This window comes from Enterobacter sp. N18-03635 (assembly GCF_004006055.1).
Classification (GTDB): domain Bacteria; phylum Pseudomonadota; class Gammaproteobacteria; order Enterobacterales; family Enterobacteriaceae; genus Enterobacter; species Enterobacter vonholyi.
In genome coordinates this window covers 68,907-89,148 of sequence record NZ_CP034769.1, presented here as the reverse complement: position 1 = coordinate 89,148, position 20,242 = coordinate 68,907, and the positions used below count along the sequence as shown (strand labels likewise).

19 protein-coding genes and 1 tRNA gene are annotated in these 20,242 nt (G+C 55.3%); 11 read left to right on the top strand and 9 right to left on the bottom strand.

Features of this window, described 5'->3' with window-relative positions; all coding sequences use genetic code 11:
- The first annotated feature begins 78 nt into the window (after window positions 1-78).
- On the top strand, window positions 79-1,782 hold the full coding sequence (locus tag ELK40_RS01110) for an AsmA family protein (protein WP_127729082.1): 1,704 nt from the start codon (window positions 79-81) through the stop codon (window positions 1,780-1,782).
- Window positions 1,783-1,842: 60 nt separating this feature from the next.
- Here the strand turns inward: ELK40_RS01110 and yicI are convergent, their stop codons facing one another.
- Window positions 1,843-4,161, bottom strand: a complete 2,319-nt coding sequence (gene yicI / locus ELK40_RS01105) for an alpha-xylosidase (protein ID WP_127729080.1) — start codon at window positions 4,159-4,161, stop codon at window positions 1,843-1,845.
- 12 nt (window positions 4,162-4,173) lie between these two features.
- Window positions 4,174-5,565, bottom strand: coding sequence for a glycoside-pentoside-hexuronide family transporter (locus ELK40_RS01100; protein WP_127729078.1), 1,392 nt, complete (start codon window positions 5,563-5,565; stop codon window positions 4,174-4,176).
- Window positions 5,566-5,853: 288 nt separating this feature from the next.
- Between ELK40_RS01100 and ELK40_RS01095 the strand changes: the two genes are divergently transcribed.
- Both ELK40_RS01095 and ELK40_RS01090 read left to right on the top strand, forming a co-directional pair.
- A tRNA-Sec gene (locus tag ELK40_RS01095) sits at window positions 5,854-5,948 on the top strand.
- Between the two features lie 162 nt (window positions 5,949-6,110).
- Window positions 6,111-7,139 (top strand): hypothetical protein, encoded by a 1,029-nt coding sequence (locus ELK40_RS01090; protein ID WP_127729076.1) that lies wholly within the window; start codon window positions 6,111-6,113, stop codon window positions 7,137-7,139.
- Between the two features lie 61 nt (window positions 7,140-7,200).
- Here the strand turns inward: ELK40_RS01090 and ELK40_RS22825 are convergent, their stop codons facing one another.
- On the bottom strand, window positions 7,201-7,383 hold the full coding sequence (locus ELK40_RS22825; protein ID WP_127729074.1) for a YlcI/YnfO family protein: 183 nt from the start codon (window positions 7,381-7,383) through the stop codon (window positions 7,201-7,203).
- A 116-nt stretch (window positions 7,384-7,499) separates the two neighbouring features.
- On the opposite strand from ELK40_RS22825, the gene ELK40_RS01080 reads away from it, so the two are divergent.
- Together ELK40_RS01080 and rhuM are read left to right on the top strand one after the other, a co-directional pair.
- A complete protein-coding gene (locus ELK40_RS01080) occupies window positions 7,500-7,841 on the top strand; it encodes a SymE family type I addiction module toxin (RefSeq protein ID WP_127729072.1) in 342 nt (113 codons plus the stop codon).
- A 61-nt stretch (window positions 7,842-7,902) separates the two neighbouring features.
- Window positions 7,903-8,940, top strand: coding sequence for a RhuM family protein (gene rhuM, locus ELK40_RS01075; protein ID WP_127729070.1), 1,038 nt, complete (start codon window positions 7,903-7,905; stop codon window positions 8,938-8,940).
- Here the strand turns inward: rhuM and ELK40_RS01070 are convergent.
- The 5 genes from ELK40_RS01070 to ELK40_RS01050 form a co-directional block, all read right to left on the bottom strand.
- A complete protein-coding gene (locus tag ELK40_RS01070) occupies window positions 8,930-9,385 on the bottom strand; it encodes an acetyltransferase (RefSeq protein ID WP_115876724.1) in 456 nt (151 codons plus the stop codon). The genes rhuM and ELK40_RS01070 overlap by 11 nt on opposite strands.
- Before the next feature lie 72 nt (window positions 9,386-9,457).
- The gene (locus ELK40_RS01065) at window positions 9,458-10,456 is read right to left on the bottom strand and encodes a class I SAM-dependent methyltransferase (RefSeq protein WP_127729068.1); all 999 of its coding nucleotides are present in this window, start codon (window positions 10,454-10,456) and stop codon (window positions 9,458-9,460) included.
- Between the two features lie 85 nt (window positions 10,457-10,541).
- Window positions 10,542-11,480 (bottom strand): helix-turn-helix domain-containing protein, encoded by a 939-nt coding sequence (locus tag ELK40_RS01060; protein WP_115876788.1) that lies wholly within the window; start codon window positions 11,478-11,480, stop codon window positions 10,542-10,544.
- Between the two features lie 189 nt (window positions 11,481-11,669).
- On the bottom strand, window positions 11,670-12,149 hold the full coding sequence (locus tag ELK40_RS01055) for a hypothetical protein (RefSeq protein ID WP_127729066.1): 480 nt from the start codon (window positions 12,147-12,149) through the stop codon (window positions 11,670-11,672).
- 1 nt (window position 12,150) lies between these two features.
- Window positions 12,151-12,912 carry a winged helix-turn-helix domain-containing protein gene (locus ELK40_RS01050; RefSeq protein WP_127729064.1) on the bottom strand — a complete coding sequence of 254 codons (762 nt, stop codon included), beginning with the start codon at window positions 12,910-12,912 and terminating at the stop codon, window positions 12,151-12,153.
- A 706-nt stretch (window positions 12,913-13,618) separates the two neighbouring features.
- On the opposite strand from ELK40_RS01050, the gene ELK40_RS01045 reads away from it, so the two are divergent.
- From ELK40_RS01045 to ELK40_RS01020, 6 genes are read left to right on the top strand one after another with little or no spacing between them, the layout of a single operon-like run.
- A complete protein-coding gene (locus ELK40_RS01045) occupies window positions 13,619-14,221 on the top strand; it encodes a LuxR C-terminal-related transcriptional regulator (RefSeq protein WP_115876727.1) in 603 nt (200 codons plus the stop codon).
- 53 nt (window positions 14,222-14,274) lie between these two features.
- Window positions 14,275-14,859, top strand: a complete 585-nt coding sequence (locus ELK40_RS01040; protein ID WP_115876728.1) for a fimbrial protein — start codon at window positions 14,275-14,277, stop codon at window positions 14,857-14,859.
- A 53-nt stretch (window positions 14,860-14,912) separates the two neighbouring features.
- Window positions 14,913-15,590, top strand: coding sequence for a fimbria/pilus periplasmic chaperone (locus ELK40_RS01035; RefSeq protein WP_115876729.1), 678 nt, complete (start codon window positions 14,913-14,915; stop codon window positions 15,588-15,590).
- Window positions 15,591-15,610: 20 nt separating this feature from the next.
- Window positions 15,611-18,136 carry a fimbria/pilus outer membrane usher protein gene (locus tag ELK40_RS01030; RefSeq protein ID WP_127729062.1) on the top strand — a complete coding sequence of 842 codons (2,526 nt, stop codon included), beginning with the start codon at window positions 15,611-15,613 and terminating at the stop codon, window positions 18,134-18,136.
- Window positions 18,127-18,645, top strand: coding sequence for a fimbrial protein (locus tag ELK40_RS01025; RefSeq protein WP_111964279.1), 519 nt, complete (start codon window positions 18,127-18,129; stop codon window positions 18,643-18,645). Before ELK40_RS01030 ends, ELK40_RS01025 begins: the two co-directional genes overlap by 10 nt.
- Window positions 18,645-19,655, top strand: coding sequence for a fimbrial protein (locus ELK40_RS01020; protein WP_127732704.1), 1,011 nt, complete (start codon window positions 18,645-18,647; stop codon window positions 19,653-19,655). Before ELK40_RS01025 ends, ELK40_RS01020 begins: the two co-directional genes overlap by 1 nt.
- Before the next feature lie 3 nt (window positions 19,656-19,658).
- Here ELK40_RS01020 and ELK40_RS01015 read toward each other — a convergent pair whose 3' ends face one another.
- The gene (locus ELK40_RS01015) at window positions 19,659-20,183 is read right to left on the bottom strand and encodes a lipocalin family protein (protein WP_109845916.1); all 525 of its coding nucleotides are present in this window, start codon (window positions 20,181-20,183) and stop codon (window positions 19,659-19,661) included.
- Between the last annotated feature and the right edge of the window lie 59 nt (window positions 20,184-20,242).

Genomic DNA, 20,242 nt, shown 5'->3' with positions numbered 1-20,242 from the left:
ATTACACCATTCCCGCCTTGAGGATTGCGCATAAATCGTGCATAACTCCCTTATGTGCGTTTTGCGGGATGGAAGACCATGAAATTTATTGGAAAGCTCCTCATCTATCTTCTGGTAGCCCTGCTCATTGTGCTGCTGGCGTTCTACATTCTGCTCCAGACCCGCTGGGGCGCGTCTCAGGTCAGCAGCTGGGTAACGGTGAATACCGACTACGAACTCAGTTTCGACAAGATGAATCACCGCTTTTCGTCGCCTTCCCACATCATTCTGGAAAACGTCACCTTTGGTCGGGACGGTAAACCCGCCACGCTGGTAGCCAAAAAAGTCGATATTGGCCTGAGCAGCCGTCAGATAACCGATCCGCTGCACATGGACACCATCACCCTCTTCGACGGCACGCTGAATCTCTCGCCGCAGACGGCGCCGCTGCCTTTCCAGGCGGATCGCCTGCAGTTGAACAACATGGCGTTTAACAGCCCGAATACCGAATGGGATTTGAGCGCGCAGAAGGTCACGGGCGGCGTCAGCCCGTGGCAGCCGGAAGCGGGCAACGTGCTGGGGAACAACGCGCAGATTCAGATGAGCGCGGGCTCGCTGACCCTGAACGGCGTACCGGCCACCAACGTGCTGATCGAGGGCCAGCTTAACGGCAAGGAGGTGGTGCTGAAAACGATTGGCGCCGACATGGCTCGTGGCTCACTCACTGGCTCCGCCCTGCGCAACGCCGACGGGAGCTGGATTATCGACACCATGCGCCTCAACGAGATCCGCCTGCAGAGCGATAAAACGCTGACGGCGTTCTTCGCACCGCTGGGCACCATTCCCTCTTTGCAGATTGGTCGTCTGGACGTGACCGACGCCCGGCTTCAGGGCCCGGACTGGGCGGTGACCGATCTCGATTTAAGCCTGCTCAACCTGACTCTGAGCAAAGGTGACTGGCAGAGCCAGGAAGGCCGCCTGTCCATGAATGCCAGCGAGTTTATCTACGGCTCGCTGCATCTTTTCGACCCGATCCTGAATGCGGAGTTTTCCCCGCAGGGCATGGCGCTGCGTCAGTTCACCTCCCGCTGGGAGGGCGGCATGGTACGCACCTCGGGCAACTGGCTACGCGACGGTAAAGCGCTGGTGCTGGACGATGTCGCCATCGCCGGACTGGAGTACACCCTACCGCAGAACTGGAAAGCATTGTGGATGGAGCCTCTGCCGGAATGGCTGAACAGCGTCACGCTGCAAAAATTCGGCCTGAGCCGTAACCTGGTGATCGACATCGATCCCGCCTTCCCCTGGCAGATCACCTCTCTGGACGGTTATGGCGCAAACCTGCATCTGGTGAAAGATCGCCAGTGGGGCGTCTGGGGCGGGAGCGCAACCCTGAACGGCGCGGCGGCGACCTTTAACCGCGTCGACGTGCGCCGCCCGTCGCTGGCGCTGAATGCCAACGCCGCCACGGTGAACATTACCGACCTGAGCGCATTTACCGAAAAAGGCATTCTGGAAGCCACGGCGACCGTTTCACAACTCCCGCAGCGGCAGACTACGGTAAGCCTGAACGGGCGCGGCGTACCGCTCAACGTGCTGCAGCAGTGGGGCTGGCCTGCTCTGCCGATTACGGGCGACGGCAATATTCAGCTCACCGCCAGCGGCAGCGTGCAGGCGAATGCCCCGCTGAAGCCGACGGTGAATGGGAAGCTGAGCGCGGTGAATATGGATAAACAGCAGGTGCAGCAGACGATGACGGGTGGTGTGGTTTCAACACCACCCTCACCCCAGCCCTCTCCCTGAAAGGGAGAGGGAGCAAACCATTCCCTCGCCCCTTTGGGGAGAGGGTTAGGGTGAGGGGAATTAAAGGTGAACAACCACCTCATCGCCCTCCGCTTTCACCACCACACCCCACTCGCTGCCCGCGTGCGAACCGCCCTTCACGCCGCTCACCTTCTGCACGTTGCGCAAGCACACCGACCAGTTTTGCGCGTCTCCCGCGCCGGTAAAGGTCACGATGTCGCCCCGACGTGACGCCTTCAGCGTAAACGCCACGGAGCCGTCCGCCACAGGCACTTCGCTCACCGCCGTTGCGCCGTCGTCCAGGTTAAACAGCTGGAAGGCCGTCCCCTCATTCCACGCGTAGTCCGGCTTCTGGTTATTGTTGCCCAGCGCCAGCAACGTGTTGTCGCGCACGTAGACCGGCAGGCTCATGAAACCGTGCTGCTGCTTCTGCCAGCGGCTGCCCTGGATTTCGTCGTTGTGCCACAGGTGCGTCCAGCGCCCTTCCGGCAGGTAGAACTGCACGTCGCCCGCCTCGGAGAATACCGGTGCCACCATTAACGAATCTCCCAGCATGTACTGACGGTCGAGATAATCGCACGCCGGATCGTCCGGGAACTCCAGCATCATCGCCCGCAGCATCGGCGTGCCGAACTCGCGGGCCAGCGCCGCCTGACGGTACAGGTACGGCATCAGCTGACATTTCAACTGCGTGAAGTGGCGCACCACGTCGCAGGACTCGTCATCGTACGCCCACGGCACGCGGTAGGATTTGCTGCCGTGCAGGCGGCTGTGGCTGGAGAACAGCCCGAACGCGCACCAGCGCTTATAGACGTGCGCCGGGGCGGTGTTTTCGAACCCGCCGATATCGTGGCTCCAGAACCCGAAGCCGGACAGACCAATCGACAGCCCGCCGCGCAGGCTTTCGGCCATCGACTCATAGTTGGCGTAGCAGTCGCCGCCCCAGTGAACCGGGAACTGTTGCGCACCCACGGACGCGGAGCGGGCAAACAGCACCGCCTCTTCTTCACCCACCGTCTCTTTCAACACGTTCCACACCAGTTCGTTGTAGATGTAGGCGTAGTGGTTGTGCATCTTCTGCGGATCGGACCCGTCGAACCACTGCACGTTGGTCGGGATACGCTCGCCGAAGTCGGTCTTGAAGCAGTCGACGCCGATCTCCACCAGGCCTTTCAGCCTGTCGGCATACCACCGGCACGCGTCCGGATTGGTGAAGTCATAAATCGCCAGCCCCGGCTGCCATTTGTCCCATTGCCACAGGGAGCCGTCCGGGCGCCTGAGCAGGTAGCCCTTCTCTTTCAGCTCCCGGAAGATGGGTGATTTCTGGCCGATGTACGGGTTGATCCACACGCAGACCTTCAACCCTTTCTCCTTCAGGCGGCGGATCATGCCTTCCGGATCCGGGAAGGTCACCGGGTCCCACTCGAAGTCACACCACTGGAAGGCCTTCATCCAGAAGCAGTCGAAGTGGAACACGTGCAGCGGCAGGTCGCGCTCGGCCATGCCGTCGATAAAGCTGTTCACCGTCGCTTCGTCGTAGTTGGTGGTGAACGAGGTGGTCAGCCACAGGCCGAACGACCACGCAGGCGGCAGCGCCGGACGCCCGGTGAACTGCGTATAGCGGTTTAATACCTCTTTTGGCGTCGGGCCGTCGATCACGAAGTATTCCAGATATTCCCCTTCCACGCTGAACTGCACCTTGGAAACCTTCTCGGAGCCAACTTCAAACGAGACGTTCTCCGGATGATTCACCAGCACGCCGTAGCCGCGGTTGGTCAGGTAGAACGGGATATTTTTGTAGGACTGTTCGGTGCTGGTGCCGCCGTCGCGGTTCCAGGTTTCGACCGTCTGGCCGTTGCGCACCAGCGCGGTGAAGCGCTCGCCCAGGCCGTAGACCGTTTCCCCCACGCCCAGATCCAGACGCTCGAACACGTAATTGCGGTCGGTGTTGCTGTCCTGCACGTAGCCGTTGTTTTTCAGCTGGCTGCCGGTAATGCGCTGGCCGTTACGCAGGAAATCCAGCGCCCAGAACTCGCCTTTGGTGACGCGCACGCTGATACTGCCGCTTTTCAGCTCGGCAAAATCGGCGTTGTTTTCAATCTCTACCTTCACGTCTTTCAGAACGTTCAGCGGATAGTGCGGGCCGTTATTCAGTGCGCCCTGGAAATGTTCGATGCGCACCCCGATAATCCCTTCCTGTGGGGCAAACAGGCGCACCGTGAACATCAACGTGTCGAGCTGCCAGGTACGCTCGCGCACGTCGCGCGGCGCAACAAATACCACCAGGTCATTGCCCTGCTGCTCCACGTCGAACACCTGAACCGGACAGGTCACGTTCAGGCCCGGTTGAATAAGCCAGTTTCCATCACTGATTTTCATGCTCTCGTCCTCTTAGTTCTGTAATTCTTTGCTGACCGGCAGGTTTTCAAATTCCTGCTGATTGCGGCGCGCGCCCTGCGCCAGTTCACCCAGGATTTTGGTCAGGAAGGGGGTTTTCAGCGTGTAGTAGCGTTTGGCGATAATGGCGCTCAGCACGTAGCAGACCGCCGGGGCCAGGGTAAACAGGCCGATAATGATGCTGATGGTCGCGCTGTTCTGAGTTTTGGCCGCCGCGTCGTAGCCACCGCCTGCCAGCATCCAGCCGATCATCGCCCCGCCCAGCGCCAGGCCGAGCTTCAGCACGAACAGCGTGCCCGCAAAGCTGATGCCGGTCAGGCGTTTGCCGTTGGTCCACTCGCCGTAGTCGACGGTATCGGACATCATCACCCACTGGATCGGCGTCACCAGCTGGTGCAATACACCAATGACGAAGATGAAACCGAACATCAGCACGGTGGCATGCATTGGCACAAAGAACATCGCCACGCTGACCACCGCCAGCGCGGCGTTGGTCCACCAGAAGATGCTGACCTTGCACTTCCAGTCGGTGAGCGGTTTCGCCAGCGCGGAGCCAATGAGGTTGCCGACGCAGTAGGTGGTGAGGAACGCGACGAACACCTCTGGCGAGCCCATGATCCAGGTGCAGTAGTACATCATCGCACCGCCGCGCACGCAGACGGCGAGGATGTTGAGGATGGTGAGCACGCCGACGATGCGCCACTGGTCGTTGTGCCAGATGTCGCGCAGGTCTTCCCGCATGGAGGTGGTGCTCGGCGGCACCTGGATGCGCTCTTTGGTGGTGAAGAAGCAGAACGCCAGCATCAGAAACGCGACCACCGACAGCACGGCGATGCCGCCCTGGAAGCCGAACGCCTTATCGTCGCCGCCAATGAGGTTAACCAGCGGCATCATCAGCACCGTGGAGAGCATGCCGCCCGCGGTCGCCAGCACAAAGCGCCAGGACTGAAGGGAGATACGCTGCGTCGGGTCGTTGGTGATCACGCCGCCCAGCGCGCAGTAGGGGATGTTGACCACGGTATAGAGCAGGGTCAGCAGGGTGTAAGTCACTGCAGCGTAAACCATTTTGCCGTTGAGGCTGAGGTCCGGCGTGGTGTAGGCCAGCACGCAGACGATGCCGAACGGGATCGCGCCGAACAAAATCCACGGGCGGAACTTGCCCCAGCGGCTGCGGGTGCGGTCGGCAATCAGCCCCATGCACGGGTCGGAGATCGCATCCAGCGCGCGCGCCAGCAGGAACATGGTGCCGACAAATCCGGCGGGAATGCCGAAAATATCGGTGTAGAAAAACATCATGTACAACATGACGTTATCAAAAATGATGTGGCTGGCGGCGTCTCCCATGCCGTAGCCAATCTTCTCTTTTACTGACAATACTTCGCTCATCTTTTTTTATCCTTCACGCTGTAGGGGGCGCTGAGACCGGTTACAGAGTTTTAAACCATTGTTTCAGGAGCGGGTATTGCGTTTTCTGGTTAGCAGATTACGTTTCTTGTTTTTTGTGATCGCGGTAAATGTTGGGAGCACGAGGGGCTAACATGAGGATTTTCTTAGGAATTAGCTGAAACAGGGGGGTACAGGTCAAAAGAGAGGTGAAAAAAGTGGTGTGGGGTATGTGGTAAATGCCTGAAAGTAGCTATAATGCGCCCCGCCTCCATGTAGCAATCGAGGCGCGGAAGATCGTCATCTCCGGTGAGGTGGCTGGACTTCAAATCCAGTTGGGGACGCCAGCGTTCCCGGGCAGGTTCGACTCCTGTGATCTTCCGCCAAAAATTAAGCTTCTTAGTAAGGTATCTTACAAATATATTCGCCCTTCATTTAGCCTTTCTTGGTAAAGATATATTATATAAATTCATTGAATGTGAGTGCAATACAATGTCGCACTGTGTATTATATAATCTGTTCATCATTCAATTTAAGAGGGAATAAGAGTGGAAATCACTAAGTTACAAACAATAAATGACTACCAACTTTTTTTGGAACAAATGTATGGAAATGCGAATGAAAGCAAGGATCCAGACTATATATATTCATTTCTTGTAAGAAAGGTATCCTTTCTTTCACGAGCAATTCTTCGCGATGGTGAGTTTGAAAAAAGCTTCATTCAAAGCTTATCTTGGTTATTCACTTTGGCATCAAAGTTTGATATTAATTTAAATGAAGCATTTTATAAAAAATTTCCTGATGCATGTCCCTATTGCCTTAAATCTACATGTGAGTGCGTCCAAACACATAAACAACCAGCAGGAAATTTAGCAGCATATGCAGCAAGGCACGAATTGAATGAGAAATTCCTTTCACTTCAAAACACTCAAACCTTAAACAGAAGATTAATTGATAAAGCAGTAAGTAATATTAACGACATCTACCCCTCAAACGGTGCAGTTTGGAAAATATTTGGCAGTTTCTACCATTTTTCAAGGATTTTTGAAGAATTAGGCGAAACGCAGGAAGCTTATTCTGCAGTTATAAAAAACAGTGGGAATATCTCTAATTTGGCAGAGGAAATTGCAGATGTAGCAGCTTGGATTTTCTCTGCATGGGGAATCAAATGTCCGAAAAGAAGCTTAGGTGATGCATTTAAAGATTACTATTTAGACGGTTGCCCAGTCTGCAAGAAAAATATCTGTGAATGTGAATCCTACTCTGGCAGGTCAGAATCCATGGCTACAGGAAAAGATCTTGAAAACATAAAGAGCCAACTTACCGAATTATCCACACTGCTAGTGGATAAATCATCAGAAATTAACGAATTAGTAAAATCAATTGACGATGCCATGGAGGCTAACACCACTCTTGATGCCAAGAGAGCAGTTACCCAGGCTGATGGATTTTTGAAGAGGACACAGTCTGCAATTGAATCAGGCGCAACAACTGCAGAAAATACAGCCAAAATAGCAACAGCACTTACGACAATAATAGGGTTCATTGATAAAATCAAAGACGGATGGCTTAATTAGCACGTCAATAGGCTGATGAATATTGTTCATCAGCCCCCTATTTAATTCAAGCGCTCAAGATTTATAATTTAATTTTTTCATTTAATCTTAGCCAAAATGCCTCTTTCACCCACTTACTAAAATTCCCTTTCCCCGCCGCCTTTTCAATCTTTTCTAAAAGCTCATCCTCGAACCGGATGTTCTTCATCGTGCTTTTGGTACGGTCAAAATTTGGTTTCTTTTTCTCTTGCGTGGTAGGTACCACTTCGGTTGGCTTATCTGCATGTGGTACTTACCACATGGATTTGAAAATCTAGCAACGCCTAGCAGGGTTGAAGCATTAAAGAGCGTCTAACCTCACCAACTATCAAGGAGGTGATTATGGCTGGTTCGCATTCTACCCCAGACACCGACCAATCCGGAACCGAGCGTTCGTTAATTGTGGGATACCGCCCGAATGTTTTCGACAAATCCACGCCGAAAATCATCCTTTCCGGCAAGTGGCTACGCGCGGCGGGTTTTGATACCGGGCAGCAGGTCACGGTAAAGGTCATGAAGGGATGCATCGTTTTGGTGGCGTATAACGAGCAGGAGCAGAGGTTGCAGGATGATTATAAACGGACGAAAGCAAAGCTTATTGAGATAGAGAACGCGCTTGCGGCGATTCAAACTCCACGTCCTGGAAAGCGCCTCGCAAAATCAAATACAAACTACCTGGCTTAGCGGCTGTTTCTGGCATACTAAGTGCCTGGTGCGTTAATCGTTGAGGATGTGGAGGGGAGACATGGCAGATAAAGACGTAATCCAATCTCCAGCAGGCGAATTTATTATGTTTGCCAGCGGTGACGGAAGAGTTCGTGTCGAATGTCGCTTCGAATCAGACACGATCTGGTTATCCCAGGCAGCAATGGCCGATCTGTACGGTAAAGATGTTCGAACTATCAACGAGCATCTGATGAATATATTTTCTGATGGCGAAATTGATCAAAATTCAACTATCCGGAAATTCCGGTTAGTTCGTCAGGAAGGAAAACGTCAGGTTTCCAGAGAGATAGAGCACTACAATCTAGAAGCAATACTAGCTGTCGGCTACCGGGTGCGCTCGTCTCGAGGCATCCAGTTCCGACAATGGGCCACCCAAACGCTGCAGGAATATCTGGTAAAAGGCTTCGTTATGGACGACGAGCGCCTGAAAAATCCACCTGTCGGATCATCCGCCGTACCTGACTATTTCGATGAAATGCTGGAACGCATTCGCGATATACGGGCCAGCGAACGTCGGGTCTACCTTCGCGTAAGGGAAATTTTTGCATTAGCCGCTGACTATCAGCCGTCACTCAAAGAAACCACGCAATTCTTTCAGACCATCCAGAATAAACTGCATTTTGCCTGCACGGGCCACACCGCTGCTGAGTTGATTCACCAGCGCGCCGATGCCACTCAACCGCATATGGGGCTGACAAGCTATAAAGGCGAAGAAGTCCGTAAAAGCGATGTCACCACTGCAAAAAATTATCTGTCTCAGGATGAGGTGAGCGAACTTAATCGCGTCGTTAACATGTGGCTCGATTTTGCCGAAGATCAGGCCAAACGCCGGAAGCAGGTATTTTTACGAGACTGGCAAACCAAGCTCGATCAGTTCCTGCAATTTAACGACCGGGACGTTTTGGAAGGAGCAGGCAAAATCAGCAAGAAAGCGGCTGATGAAAAGGCGTGCTCAGAATACATTGAGTTTGAAAAAAAGCAGCGCCTGCTGAAAGAAGCCGAAGGTGAGAAAGATATCATCGGCTTATTAAAATGGGATAAACAGGCTAAGCGCTAATCCCGGTATTCCTGCTCAGCTTCATATGCAGCAGCGGAAACGGATTCCCCTGCCCGTCCAGTTCAGAGCGTCCGACCTGCTCAAACCCCATATGGCGATAAAATCCCACGCCCTGCGGATTCTGCTCATTCACATCCACCTCGTTTACGCCAAACTCGGCGATGGCGTATTTCAGCAGCAATTTCCCGACGCCCTTCCCGCGGCTCGCGTCGTCAACAAACAGCATTTCAATGCGGTTTTCATCCACGCCTAAAAAGCCGTGAATAACGCCTGCGTCATCGCGAGCGATCACGACCTTGAGGTTTGGCAGATAAGCGTTGAGCAATAACGGGCGCAGCGCAGCAATATCGCTTTCCTGTAAAAAGTGATGGGTGGCGCGGACGGAGGATTCCCAGATCGCGACCAGACGTTCGAAGTGTGTGGGGAGTGCGGTTTCTATTTTCATGGGGGGATCATGATTGGAAAATCGAACTATTTCAACCCACGCTTTGCGCTCTGTCCCCCCACACCGATCGCGCTAACCCCTAATCTCCATCACCGCGTACACCCCGTCCTTCGGCACGATCACGGTGACGTTTTCCACCGGCACGCCCGCCGCGAGGTGAATATCCTGCAGCTGCTGTAACGACCTAGGGTGAATATCCTCCCAGCCGATACCGCGCAGCACAAAGTCAATGTGCGGGCTGCTAGCCAGCATGTTCGACACAATCACCGCGCCGCCGGGCTTGACCAGCCGCAGGGCGCGCTGGAGAAAAATCACCGCATCGGTATCGTTGAAGTATTCGAAAATCCCCAGCGCGTCAACCAGTTCGGCCTGATGCTCGCCCAGCTCCAGCAGCAGGTCCTCGTTACGCACCAGCGTATGGAGCAGGTTGCGCCTGAGCAGTGTCAGCTGTTCGCCCACCACAATGCCTTCCTGCGCCGCCATGGTTTCCGCCCAACTCAGCGCCACCGGGTCTTTGTCCACCAGCGTGAGATAGACCTGCTGGCCATCAAGCTTTGCTTCACGCAGCGCCTCCAGCACCGGGATGGCGGCGCCGCTCGCGAGGCTGACCCAGTTGTTCTCGCTCTCATTGTGAATGTACTTATCCACCAGCGCGGCCAGCACCCGGGCGCGGGAACGCACGCCAACCGCATCGTTAGCGTGGATAAACCACTGGCGGCTGTCGCTGTCCATTTTCGTGCCGTCGGGCAGGCGGTCTTCCAGCGGGTTTTGCACCACAAACAGCGCCAGCGCGGAGGGCACCAGCCGGGTGCGCCACGCGGTGAGCGCCGGGCGGTTGCGAAAGGCCTGTTCGGAATAGCGATTCTGCGGGACAAGCACGGCCAGCCCCCCTTCGTCGTATTCTACCTTCGGAGGGCGGAGCGCTGGCTCGGCTTTTAGAGCGCGGTCAAGGGAGGCGATCTCACGGGCAGCATCGTCTTTCATCGGCCACTGGTCACTGACGTCGGGAAATGACGCGCTGAAAATCGTCATATTTTCCGGCGCATCGCCGCGAAAAGGCTGCCAGTTCATGTCGTCTTCCCTCCGTTAGGCTTTTAACGGAAGTCTATCCAGGCGAGCCAGTAAAACCCTACGAAGAAAGCACGAAATAGGTGCATCAGTTCTGCGACATGCGCCATACCCCCGGCGTGCAGCCGTACTCGCTCTGAAAATGACGAATAAAGTGGGCGCAGTCGCTAAACCGCATCCGTCGCGCGATATCCGTAACGCTTTGCTGAGAGTTTTTCAGCAGCCAGCAGGCATAGCGCAGCCTGGCGCTGCGAATAAACTCCCGCGCCGTTTTGCCAAACTCGGCGTGAAACAGGCGATTAAGCTGACGTTCGCTCAGCTTAACGTCCTGCGCGAGCCTGGCGGCGTTCAGCGGGTGAGTCAGATACTGTTCGACGATCGTCACCGCCCTGCGCAGGCGCGAATCAGGGATCATGGCGATATTCGCGGGCCGCGGCGTGGCGGCATCATGCGGAGGAAGGGACAGCCGCCGGGAGGTGGTGGCCGCAATGTCGTCTCCCCCGTGGGCGCGGATCAGCGCCGTTATCAGGGTGAGCGTTGAGATCCCCCCCGGGCAGGTCAGCACATCGCCTTCGTCGATAAAATCGAGGCTTTGCTCAGCATAAACCTGCGGAAAACGTTGCGTGAAAACGTCATGGTGATGCGGATGAATCGAGGCGCGGCGCTCGTTCAGTAAGCCTTCCTCCGCCAGAATAAAGCTGCCGGTACCAATACCAATCAGGGGAACGTTGTTGTGATGAGCATCCGTGAGAAACGCTCTGTCGCCACGGTGTCCCAGGTGAAGATGAGCAAGACTTCCGCCGATCGCCGCAATATAGTCGAAGTCGCCGGGCGGCGCATGGGCGGCCTCGGGCCGCACGCTGAGCCCTGAGCTGCTCACTACCGGTAAGTCGGGGTAAGTGCTTATCAGGCTGAGTTTAAAGCGTATTTTCTGGCTACGCTTCTGGACGCTGGAAGCAATACGTAACGCCTCTATCAATCCTGAATATGCGAAAAGCGAGAAATGAGGCCACAGGAGTAACCCCATATGCAGGGATTTTTTCCGCGCAGGCGTCATTCTGACGCTATCATCAATTATATTTTTCATTAACTTGCCGAAGAATAATTACATTATCGCAACATTGTTGTTGCTGTTATATTTTCCTAAGATAGGTCCTGGCTGTTAAATCAAACATAAATGATGGTTGCAAAAACTTAAAAACATTTCTCCCTGTCGCTATCCGTTTTTTGACGTGTGGCACACATAGGTCGGCAGCGTTCCCAGAATAAATAAATAATTCTCATTCTGCTGTTTCTTAATACGCATATAAATATTCTTATTCGGATAGATAAAAAATAAGGGCTCGTACTTCTCCAGCCAGCTGTCGCTGATGTTGTCGTCCGGAAATTTCATATTGCGTATGGACGTCAGATTATAGACGCTGTCTTTGCGCTCAATCTGAAAGAAAACTTTGCGATTCAGGGTCTTCGTAGGATCGCTTTTCAACCGGCCATTCATGCTGAGTATTCCGCTGTTACCCTCCACGGTGTAATTCAGCCACAGAGAGAGCGTCTCATCACGGTGATGCTGAATAAAGTTCGCCTGGCAGGAAAAGGGCTTGATGTAATGGCGATGCAAGAGGTAATACGTCGCCACGACAGCCCCTATCAGCAGGCACAGGCAGAGCACAACAAGCGTTTGACGGTAGCGAACCATACTAGCGATCCTCTATAAAATAATCGGACATACAGCGGTTGGGTTCCGTCATCGGTCTGTCACAGCGAATGACCGATGCACGGGGCAGCAGGATGTAACCGCTGACGTACACCCAGGGATAGTTCGCGCACTGGTCCTTAAACGGGGCGGCATAGGCCAGGGCTTTATCCCTGTCGCGCTGCGTTTCAATATCGCGAGAAAAATAGAGCTGACACTCGCCCATCTTCATCGCGAAGCGGTACCCGTCTACGAAATAGCTGTCATGCAGCAGGTTATGGCTGATAACGCTCACGCCAGCCAGCATCAGCAATAGCACCAGCGCGCCCGACAGCCAGAAGCGGTTTCTTGAGACCGTCGGGGCGACGGTCTCTTCGTAGACATCCGGAGCAGCACATTCTTCCTCTTCAGCCTGCGGCTGCATCTCTTTAATAGTGATTTGCGTATCGCTTGCGAGCGTCAGCCCTATGCGCGGGATAGTGACAATTGGATCGGTTTCGAAACCCACCTTCTTCAGACCTTTGCGCAGAATAGAAATGTTCTGGTAATAGGTATTAGGCGAAACCAGCATCCCCCGGCGCTGCCAGACAATATCCATGCACTCCTGTTGAGTCACAATACTTCCGACTCTTTCTATTAATAACAACAAACAGCGGCCCGCCGGGGAATTTAATACCACCACCCGGTCAGGATTGTTGAGATCGCGTAATGTGCTGGCGGCTGGGTGAAACTCTACCAGGCCATTAATAATGTAATGCTTATGCATAGAATAGGCTAAATACCTCCGGTCAACGCCTGTTGCTCCAGTAGATTCCCTTCACGGTTAACCTGCGTATCCCTCGCCTGTGTAAGGCTTAATGTGACGGATAATTGCGCAACTGTATATCCTGGCACCTGGCGAAAAATCTTATTTTTCCTTTCTCTTTATCTGACCGGTCTGAAGTTTTCTTAACCGCCATTTAAAGCCGTCTTGACACTGACAAAACTCGACAAAGGCGCCCGTTGAACGCTTTAGCCATTGTTGTCTGAATTATTCAGCGTGCTTAATTTGTTTTTTTGATAAAAAGCAGAGGGGACGCTCTCTGCCAGCGGGTTTCGAAATTACAACCAGTTCGAAAGCTGTCGTCTTAATTAACAATTTCGCCACGAAACTGTTAGCTACCGTCAGTAACCACCCTCATCACATGACGTCAGCAGACTATTTCCTTACAAAACATTTATTAAAGCTAACTTTTCAATAAAAACTACCGGTATGATTATTTACAGGCAGATAAGCAAAAGCCGGTTTAGCGAGGAGAAATTGACGCCACACCTAAACTGTACTTAAAACAAATTAAGATTAATTCAGGTTACCTATTTAACGCCCTGAGTATAGTGGGCTCACACCGTGCAATGCTTAATTGCTTCGAAAATACAGGCATCGCTCTGCCCGACAGAGGAGTCTCATTACAATTATAAATCGAGGGAATGACATGGCGAATAAACTCAACAACACACGTCATTTAAATATCGCGCTATTGGGTGGAGATCACTTTGCGCGTCAGGGGATCGCCGCGTTATTAAAAAATATCACCCCGACCATGCAGATAACAGCATCGATCGATAATTATGCGGAGATCGAAACAATACTCGCGGCCGCACCGGTAGACTTAATTTTTTTATCCGGTACGGAGAAATATCACGCGGGATATGATTGCCTGAAATATATCAGGAAGATGAAAGTCCTCTATCCCGACGTACTTATTTGCATGTATTCCGCACCGGCAAATTCCTGGCTGTGGATACGCGGTGAAATAGACGCCTATATCTCGCTACAGGACCCGCTTTATCACTGGCGAGCCAGCGTATTAAAAATGGTCGATAGCCGTTATCGCCCAATAAAAAAACCCACGGCGTTATCGCTGACGCCGGGTGAATGGAGGGTATTGAAGGAACTACGAAAGGGTCTGGATATGCGTTACATCGCCGAAACAGAGCAGCTTTCTTACCGTCGTGTCAGCGCGTTAAAAAGCTCAGCGATAAGAAAACTAGGGCTCAGGAACAAGACAGATTTGCTGGTCTTTTTAACCAGTTAGACCTGCTGCTTTCAGAGCAAATCTCGACATAACACCATAATGGAATCAGGACAATGAAAGCTCAATTCAATAATAAAACGCTGCTTGCGATCGCTATTGCGGCAGTACTGCCAGTGGGCTCGGTGCTGGCTGCCGGCACCAGCGGCGGCACGGTGAACTTTAGCGGCAAAGTGGTGACCTCCGCCTGCGCCATCAGCGCAGGAAGCGCCAACATTGACGTGGATATGGGTGAAGTGCGGACCGCAACGCTGAAGACGGCAGGCAGTGAAGCCAGCACGGCAAAAGCGTTTGCCATCACCCTGGAAGATTGTGAAATCGCCGATACCTCAGCCTCAACGGCAGAGAACCCGATTGCTGCGACCACAGTGGCCGTCACCTTCACCGGTACGCCGGACGGTTCCGATGTCAATAGCTTGTCCGTCGGTGCAAACGGCAGCGCCAACTCTGCGCAAAACGTGGCTATTCGCCTTTATGACGAGCAAGGCAACGTGGTGAAGCTGGGTGAACCGGCATCGGCCATCCCTCTGCGTAAGGGTGCCAACACACTGAACTTCAGCGCGAAATATTACTCGCCGAAGGGCGGCGCCACCGCGGGCGATGCCAGCGCCGTCGCGACTTACACCGTGACCTATTCGTAATCTTCAGGCCCGGTCTGCGAGCCGGGCCTGTCTTAGCTTTCAGGAGAAACACTATGCGCGTAAATACATGGATTTGCCTGGCGGGCGCGTTATGTTCATCCGCCGTCTATGCCGGTGGCGTGGGATTGGGCGCAACGCGAATGGTCTACTCCAGCGCCACCAGCCAGGCCATGATGCAGGTGAGAAACACCCATCCCGAGGCCACGTTCCTCATCCAGTCCTGGATGGAGAATGAGAAAGGCGAACGCACCAACGACTTCGTGATCACGCCACCGCTGTACGTCATGAAACCGGCCAGCGAAAGCGCGGTAAAAATCATGTTTAACGGCAAAGCCCTGCCAGAGGATCGGGAGACGCTCTACTGGATGACCGTCAAAGCCATCCCCCAGCAGGCTAAAAGCGGCTCCGGGAACACGCTGCAGTTTGCGTCGGCTAACCGCATCAAGGTCTTTTATCGCCCAGAAGGACTCAGTGAGAGCCCGGCAGAGGCATGGAAAAAACTGGCCGGTGTCTACCGTGCCGGAAAGGTTACGCTCAGCAACCCCACGCCGTACTACCTCACCACCATCAACGTGAAAATTGACGGCATGCCGGTGCAGCCGGTGATGGTGCCCCCGAAAGGCAGCGTGACGCTGGCCGAAACCTTCAGCCATGCGGGCAGCATGAGCTATCAGACCATTAACGATTACGGGGCATGGACTCCCGCCACGCGCGCGTCGTTATCCCAATAATAAAAGTAAGGCGTGACCACGTGAAAATAAAAATCCTGTGCGCCACGGTGATCTCCCTGGTGATTCGGCAAGCCGTGGCTGCTGAAAGCGAGCTGCAATTTAACCCCGCATTCCTCAACGGCGAGAGCGCGAACAGCGCCGATCTCGCCTGGGTCAACGCCGGGAGCGCGTTGCCGCCGGGTGATTACAACCTCAACGTGTATATCAATACCAACTACGCGTTCACAGGTAACGTCACGTTCCGCCTTGCTGAAGACAGTACGGGTGAAGCACTGCCCTGCCTCACGCCCGAGCAATTCGACGTGCTGGGCATCGATAGCCATCAGGCGAAGGGCGGAGTGCTGCCGCTGGCGCAACGCTGCATCGTCTTAACGAAGGCGTTTGCGGATACGCAGTTTGATCTGGACCAGAAGACGCTCACCCTGAGCTTCACCGTACCGCAAAGTGCGATGCGCAATTTGCCGCGCGGATATGTCAGCCCGGAAAGCTGGGAGGCGGGTATTCCTGCCGCGTGGCTGAATTACGTGGTCAATGGTTCGAATAATGAATATCGCGGCGAGATGCGCACACGGGAACAGCAGCTGTTTGCAAGCCTCAACAGCGGCGTCAACCTGGGCGCGTGGCGGCTGCGTGATTTCACCACGTGGACCAAAGACAGCAATGAACTTGCCCACGTGCAGACCTGGCTGCAGCGCGATATTCACGCCCTGCGCGCGCAGGTGTACGCCGGGGAAACGTACACCTCGGCGCAGGTTTTCGACTCCGTGGGCCTGCGCGGTATCGCCCTGAAAACCGATGACAACATGCTGCCCGCCAGCCTCAGCGGCTATGCTCCTGAAGTCCGGGGCATTGCGCGCAGCAGCGCCACGGTCACGGTTCGCCAGAACGGCAACATCATCTATCAAACCTCCGTTCCGCCGGGGGCGTTCGTGCTGAAAGATCTCTACCCGACCTCCTCGGGAGGCGATCTGGCGGTCACCATTCAGGAGAACGACGGCAGCAAAACGCAATACACGCTTCCCTTTGCCAGCGTGCCGAACCTGGTGCGTAACGGACAGGTGAAATATGCCCTGGGCGCCGGGAAATACCGTCCGACGGGCAATCAGGACGCGCCCTCTTTCGCGCAGGGCGAGCTGTTCTACGGCTGGCGATACGGCCTGACGTTTTACGGTGGGGCGCAGTTTGCCGATCGCTATAACGGCCTGGCCCTCGGGTTTGGGCAAAACCTCGGCCGCTTTGGCGCCTACTCCATCGACCTGACCCACGCCCGCAGCCAGCTGGCGGACGATCGGCACTATACCGGTGATTCGGTGCGCCTGCGCTACAGCAAGCTGCTGAACGACATTGGCACGCGGGTTAACTTCTTCTCGCTGCGCTACTCCACGAAAGGGTTTTATACCCTCAGCGACACCACGTACAAAGGCATGTCGGGCGGATCGCCAAAGCAGACGGTGGAAGACGATGGCACCGTCACCACCCAATACGACACTGTGTACAACCTGCGCATGTCGCGTAAGGCAAAAAACCAGCTGCTGCTGTCGCAGCCGATGGGAGAATACGGCTCGCTGTCACTGTCGTGGGATCAGCAGACCTACTGGAACACATCAAATACCACGCAAAGCCTGCAGTTTGCGTGGAACGCCACGTTTCGTAACGTGTCCCTTGGCGTCAGCGTCCAGCGAAGCTCGAGCCTGTATGACGACAAGAAAGATAACATCCTGTCGATGTCGATTTCGGTCCCGCTGGGCAACCCGACGCTGTCAACCCGCGCGCGCTTTACCACGACCCATGCGGACTCCACTGGCACCACCACCAGCACGGGCGTGAGCGGCTACCTGCCGGGCGAGGAGAATCTGTTCTATAGCGTCAACCAGCGCTACAGCGCGCAGCAGCACTACGGCGGCGATGCCACCCTGCAGTACGAAGGCGCGTGGGGAGACTACAACCTGGGCTACAGCTACGCCAGCGACTCCCGCAACCTCAGCTACGGCATCAGCGGCGGCGCGGTAGTGCATGAAGATGGCCTGACGCTGAGCCAGCCGCTCGGGAACACCAACATTCTGGTGAAAGCCCCGGGGGCAAGCAACGTCGCCGTGCTTAACCATAAGGGCATCAAAACGGACAGCCGTGGCTACGCGGTGATCCCGTACGCCACGCCGTACCGCGTTAACCAGGTCGCGCTGGACGTGACGACCGCTGGCAACGACGTGGAGCTGGAAAACGCCATCGCCAACAAAACGCCTACCGATGGCGCCCTGGTTCGCGCCACCTTCGCTACGCACCAGGGGGCAAAAGCGATGTTTATCGTGCGTCACGGCAACGACGTACTCCCCTTCGGCACGCTGGTCTCGCTCGATGATGACAAAACCAGCGGCATCGTCGGCGATGGCGGCAGCCTGTATCTCTCCGGTTTGTCAGAGAAGGGCACGCTGAACGCCGTGTGGGGTCGCGGCAACCGCCAGCGCTGCGCCGTTACCTATGCCTTAAACAAGCAGAACTATAGCGCCCGCACCGGTCTTTATTCTCAGGAGGTGGTATGTCAGTAACGCTTCGGATCGGCTGCATTGCGCTGCTGCTGGTTTTCACGCTCCCCGTTCGCGGCTACGACGTGCTGGTCTCCGTCACCGGCAATTTGATCGGCAACACCTGCGTGGTGGCGCAGGACTCCGGGGAGCAGAACGTGCCGCTGGGCACTATTGGTATTAAACAGTTCAGCCGTGCCGGGGCCGTCAGCAATATCAAAACGCCCTTCACGCTCAGGCTTGAAGCGTGCGGGCCAACCTTTGCTGGCGTAAAAATTCGCTTCAGCGGAACGCCGGATGATGCCAACCCGCAGCTGCTGAAAATTGCCGACGGTGGCGCTACCGGCGTGGCGGTGCAAATCCTCGATAAAGAGAGCGTACTCATTCCCCTGAATACAAAGACCACCGCATACGGAACCGCGGGGGATGACAGCGTACAGATGACCTTCTACGCGCAGCTGGTTGCCACCGCTACGCCGGTGAGCGCCGGTGATGTGTCAGCCCTCGCCACCTGGACAACGGAGTATCTATGATGCGTTTAGCGTTTCTTCTCAGCGGATTACTTTTCTGCACCAGCGTGCAGGCTTTGGACTGGAAATCGGACATTACGCTCTCCCCTCAGCCGATGACCTACAGCGGGCCAGCGGACTCCGTGGTGCCGGGCAGCATTATCGGCTCAACCTGGAGCGCCACCGCCAGCGTGCAGCAGGTGTTCTGGTGCGGGCTTATTTTTACCTGCAGCAAAGGCACGCTGCAGCCCAGCAGCAGCGCCATCTCAAGCGGTGCGACGGTCACCGTCGACGGTGCGAATTACACCATTTTTGAGACCGGCGTACCGGGCGTGGGGTATATCATCGGGCTGAAGGATTTTAAGAGTACGCAATATATCCCCCTGCAAACCGGTATCACGCAAAGCTACCCGGCAGAGGGCACCAGTGGGTTTGCCCAGGATCTGGGATGGTCGGCAAAGGTCACCTTTATTAAAACCGGTGCCGCCCTGAAATCCGGCGTCTATCAAATCCCGACCATCAACGCCGCGGTGCTCACCGCCTATAACAACGAGACAAAAACGGCGCAGGTGATTATCAGCCCGACCACCATCACGGTAACCGCCAGCGGGTGTACGGTCGGCAGCAAAAACGCCAGCGTGGCGCTGGGCACCATTGATATTCGCACCCTGCCCACGGTAGGAAGCACGTCGCCATCAGGGACGTTTACCGTCGGCCTGACCTGCGACGCGAACGTGGCGGTTCACGCGGTGATGACCGATCAGACCACGCCGTCGAACACCTCGTCGGTGGTGACGCTGACCGGAGACTCCACGGCGTCCGGCGTTGGGGTGCAGTTTTTCTACAACGGCAGCGGGCCGCTGACGATGGGGCCGGACAGCTCGGCCGCGGGTGCGACCGGCCAGTTCTTCATCCAGAGCACCACGGCGGCGCAGACGCTCACGTTACCGTTCCAGGCGCAGTACATCCGAACCGGCGAATTGGTCCCCGGCTCGGCCAACGCGCTGGCCAGCATTACGTTTTCCTACCAGTAGGGGCTACTGCTTCACCCACACCAGCTGGTCAACCCGGAAGCCCAGACTGCGCGCGGTGTTCAGGTAATCCTGCTTCACCGCATCCGGAATGGTTGGCGTGCGCGACAGGATCCACAGGTAATCGCGGTTCGGGCCGCTGACCAGCGCGTACTGGTACTTATCGTCCAGCCTGATGACGTTATAGCCACCGTAGAACGGGCCGAAGAACGACACCTTCAGCGCGGCCGTGGTCGGCTCGCCGGTGAAGTACGCTTTGCCTTCGCTCTCGTTCCACTTGTTCTTCACCGGATCGTAGCCCCGGTTAAGCACGCTGATGCCGCCGTCGCTGCGCTCGCCGTAGGTCGCCGTCACCTGCTCCAGCCCGCGCTCAAAGCGGTTTTCCAGACGGGCGACTTCGTACCATTTGCCGAGATAGCGGCTGGCTTCGAAGTTGGTAATAGGCTGCACGCCTTTCGGCGGCGTGGGGGATTTACAGGCGACCAGCGTCAAAGCAATCGCAACACCGGTCACAACAGGCCATAGCTTCATGAGAATTCCTTTCATTTGCGCGGTTGGATGTTAAGTGTAGTGCACCGTTTCGGCGCTTC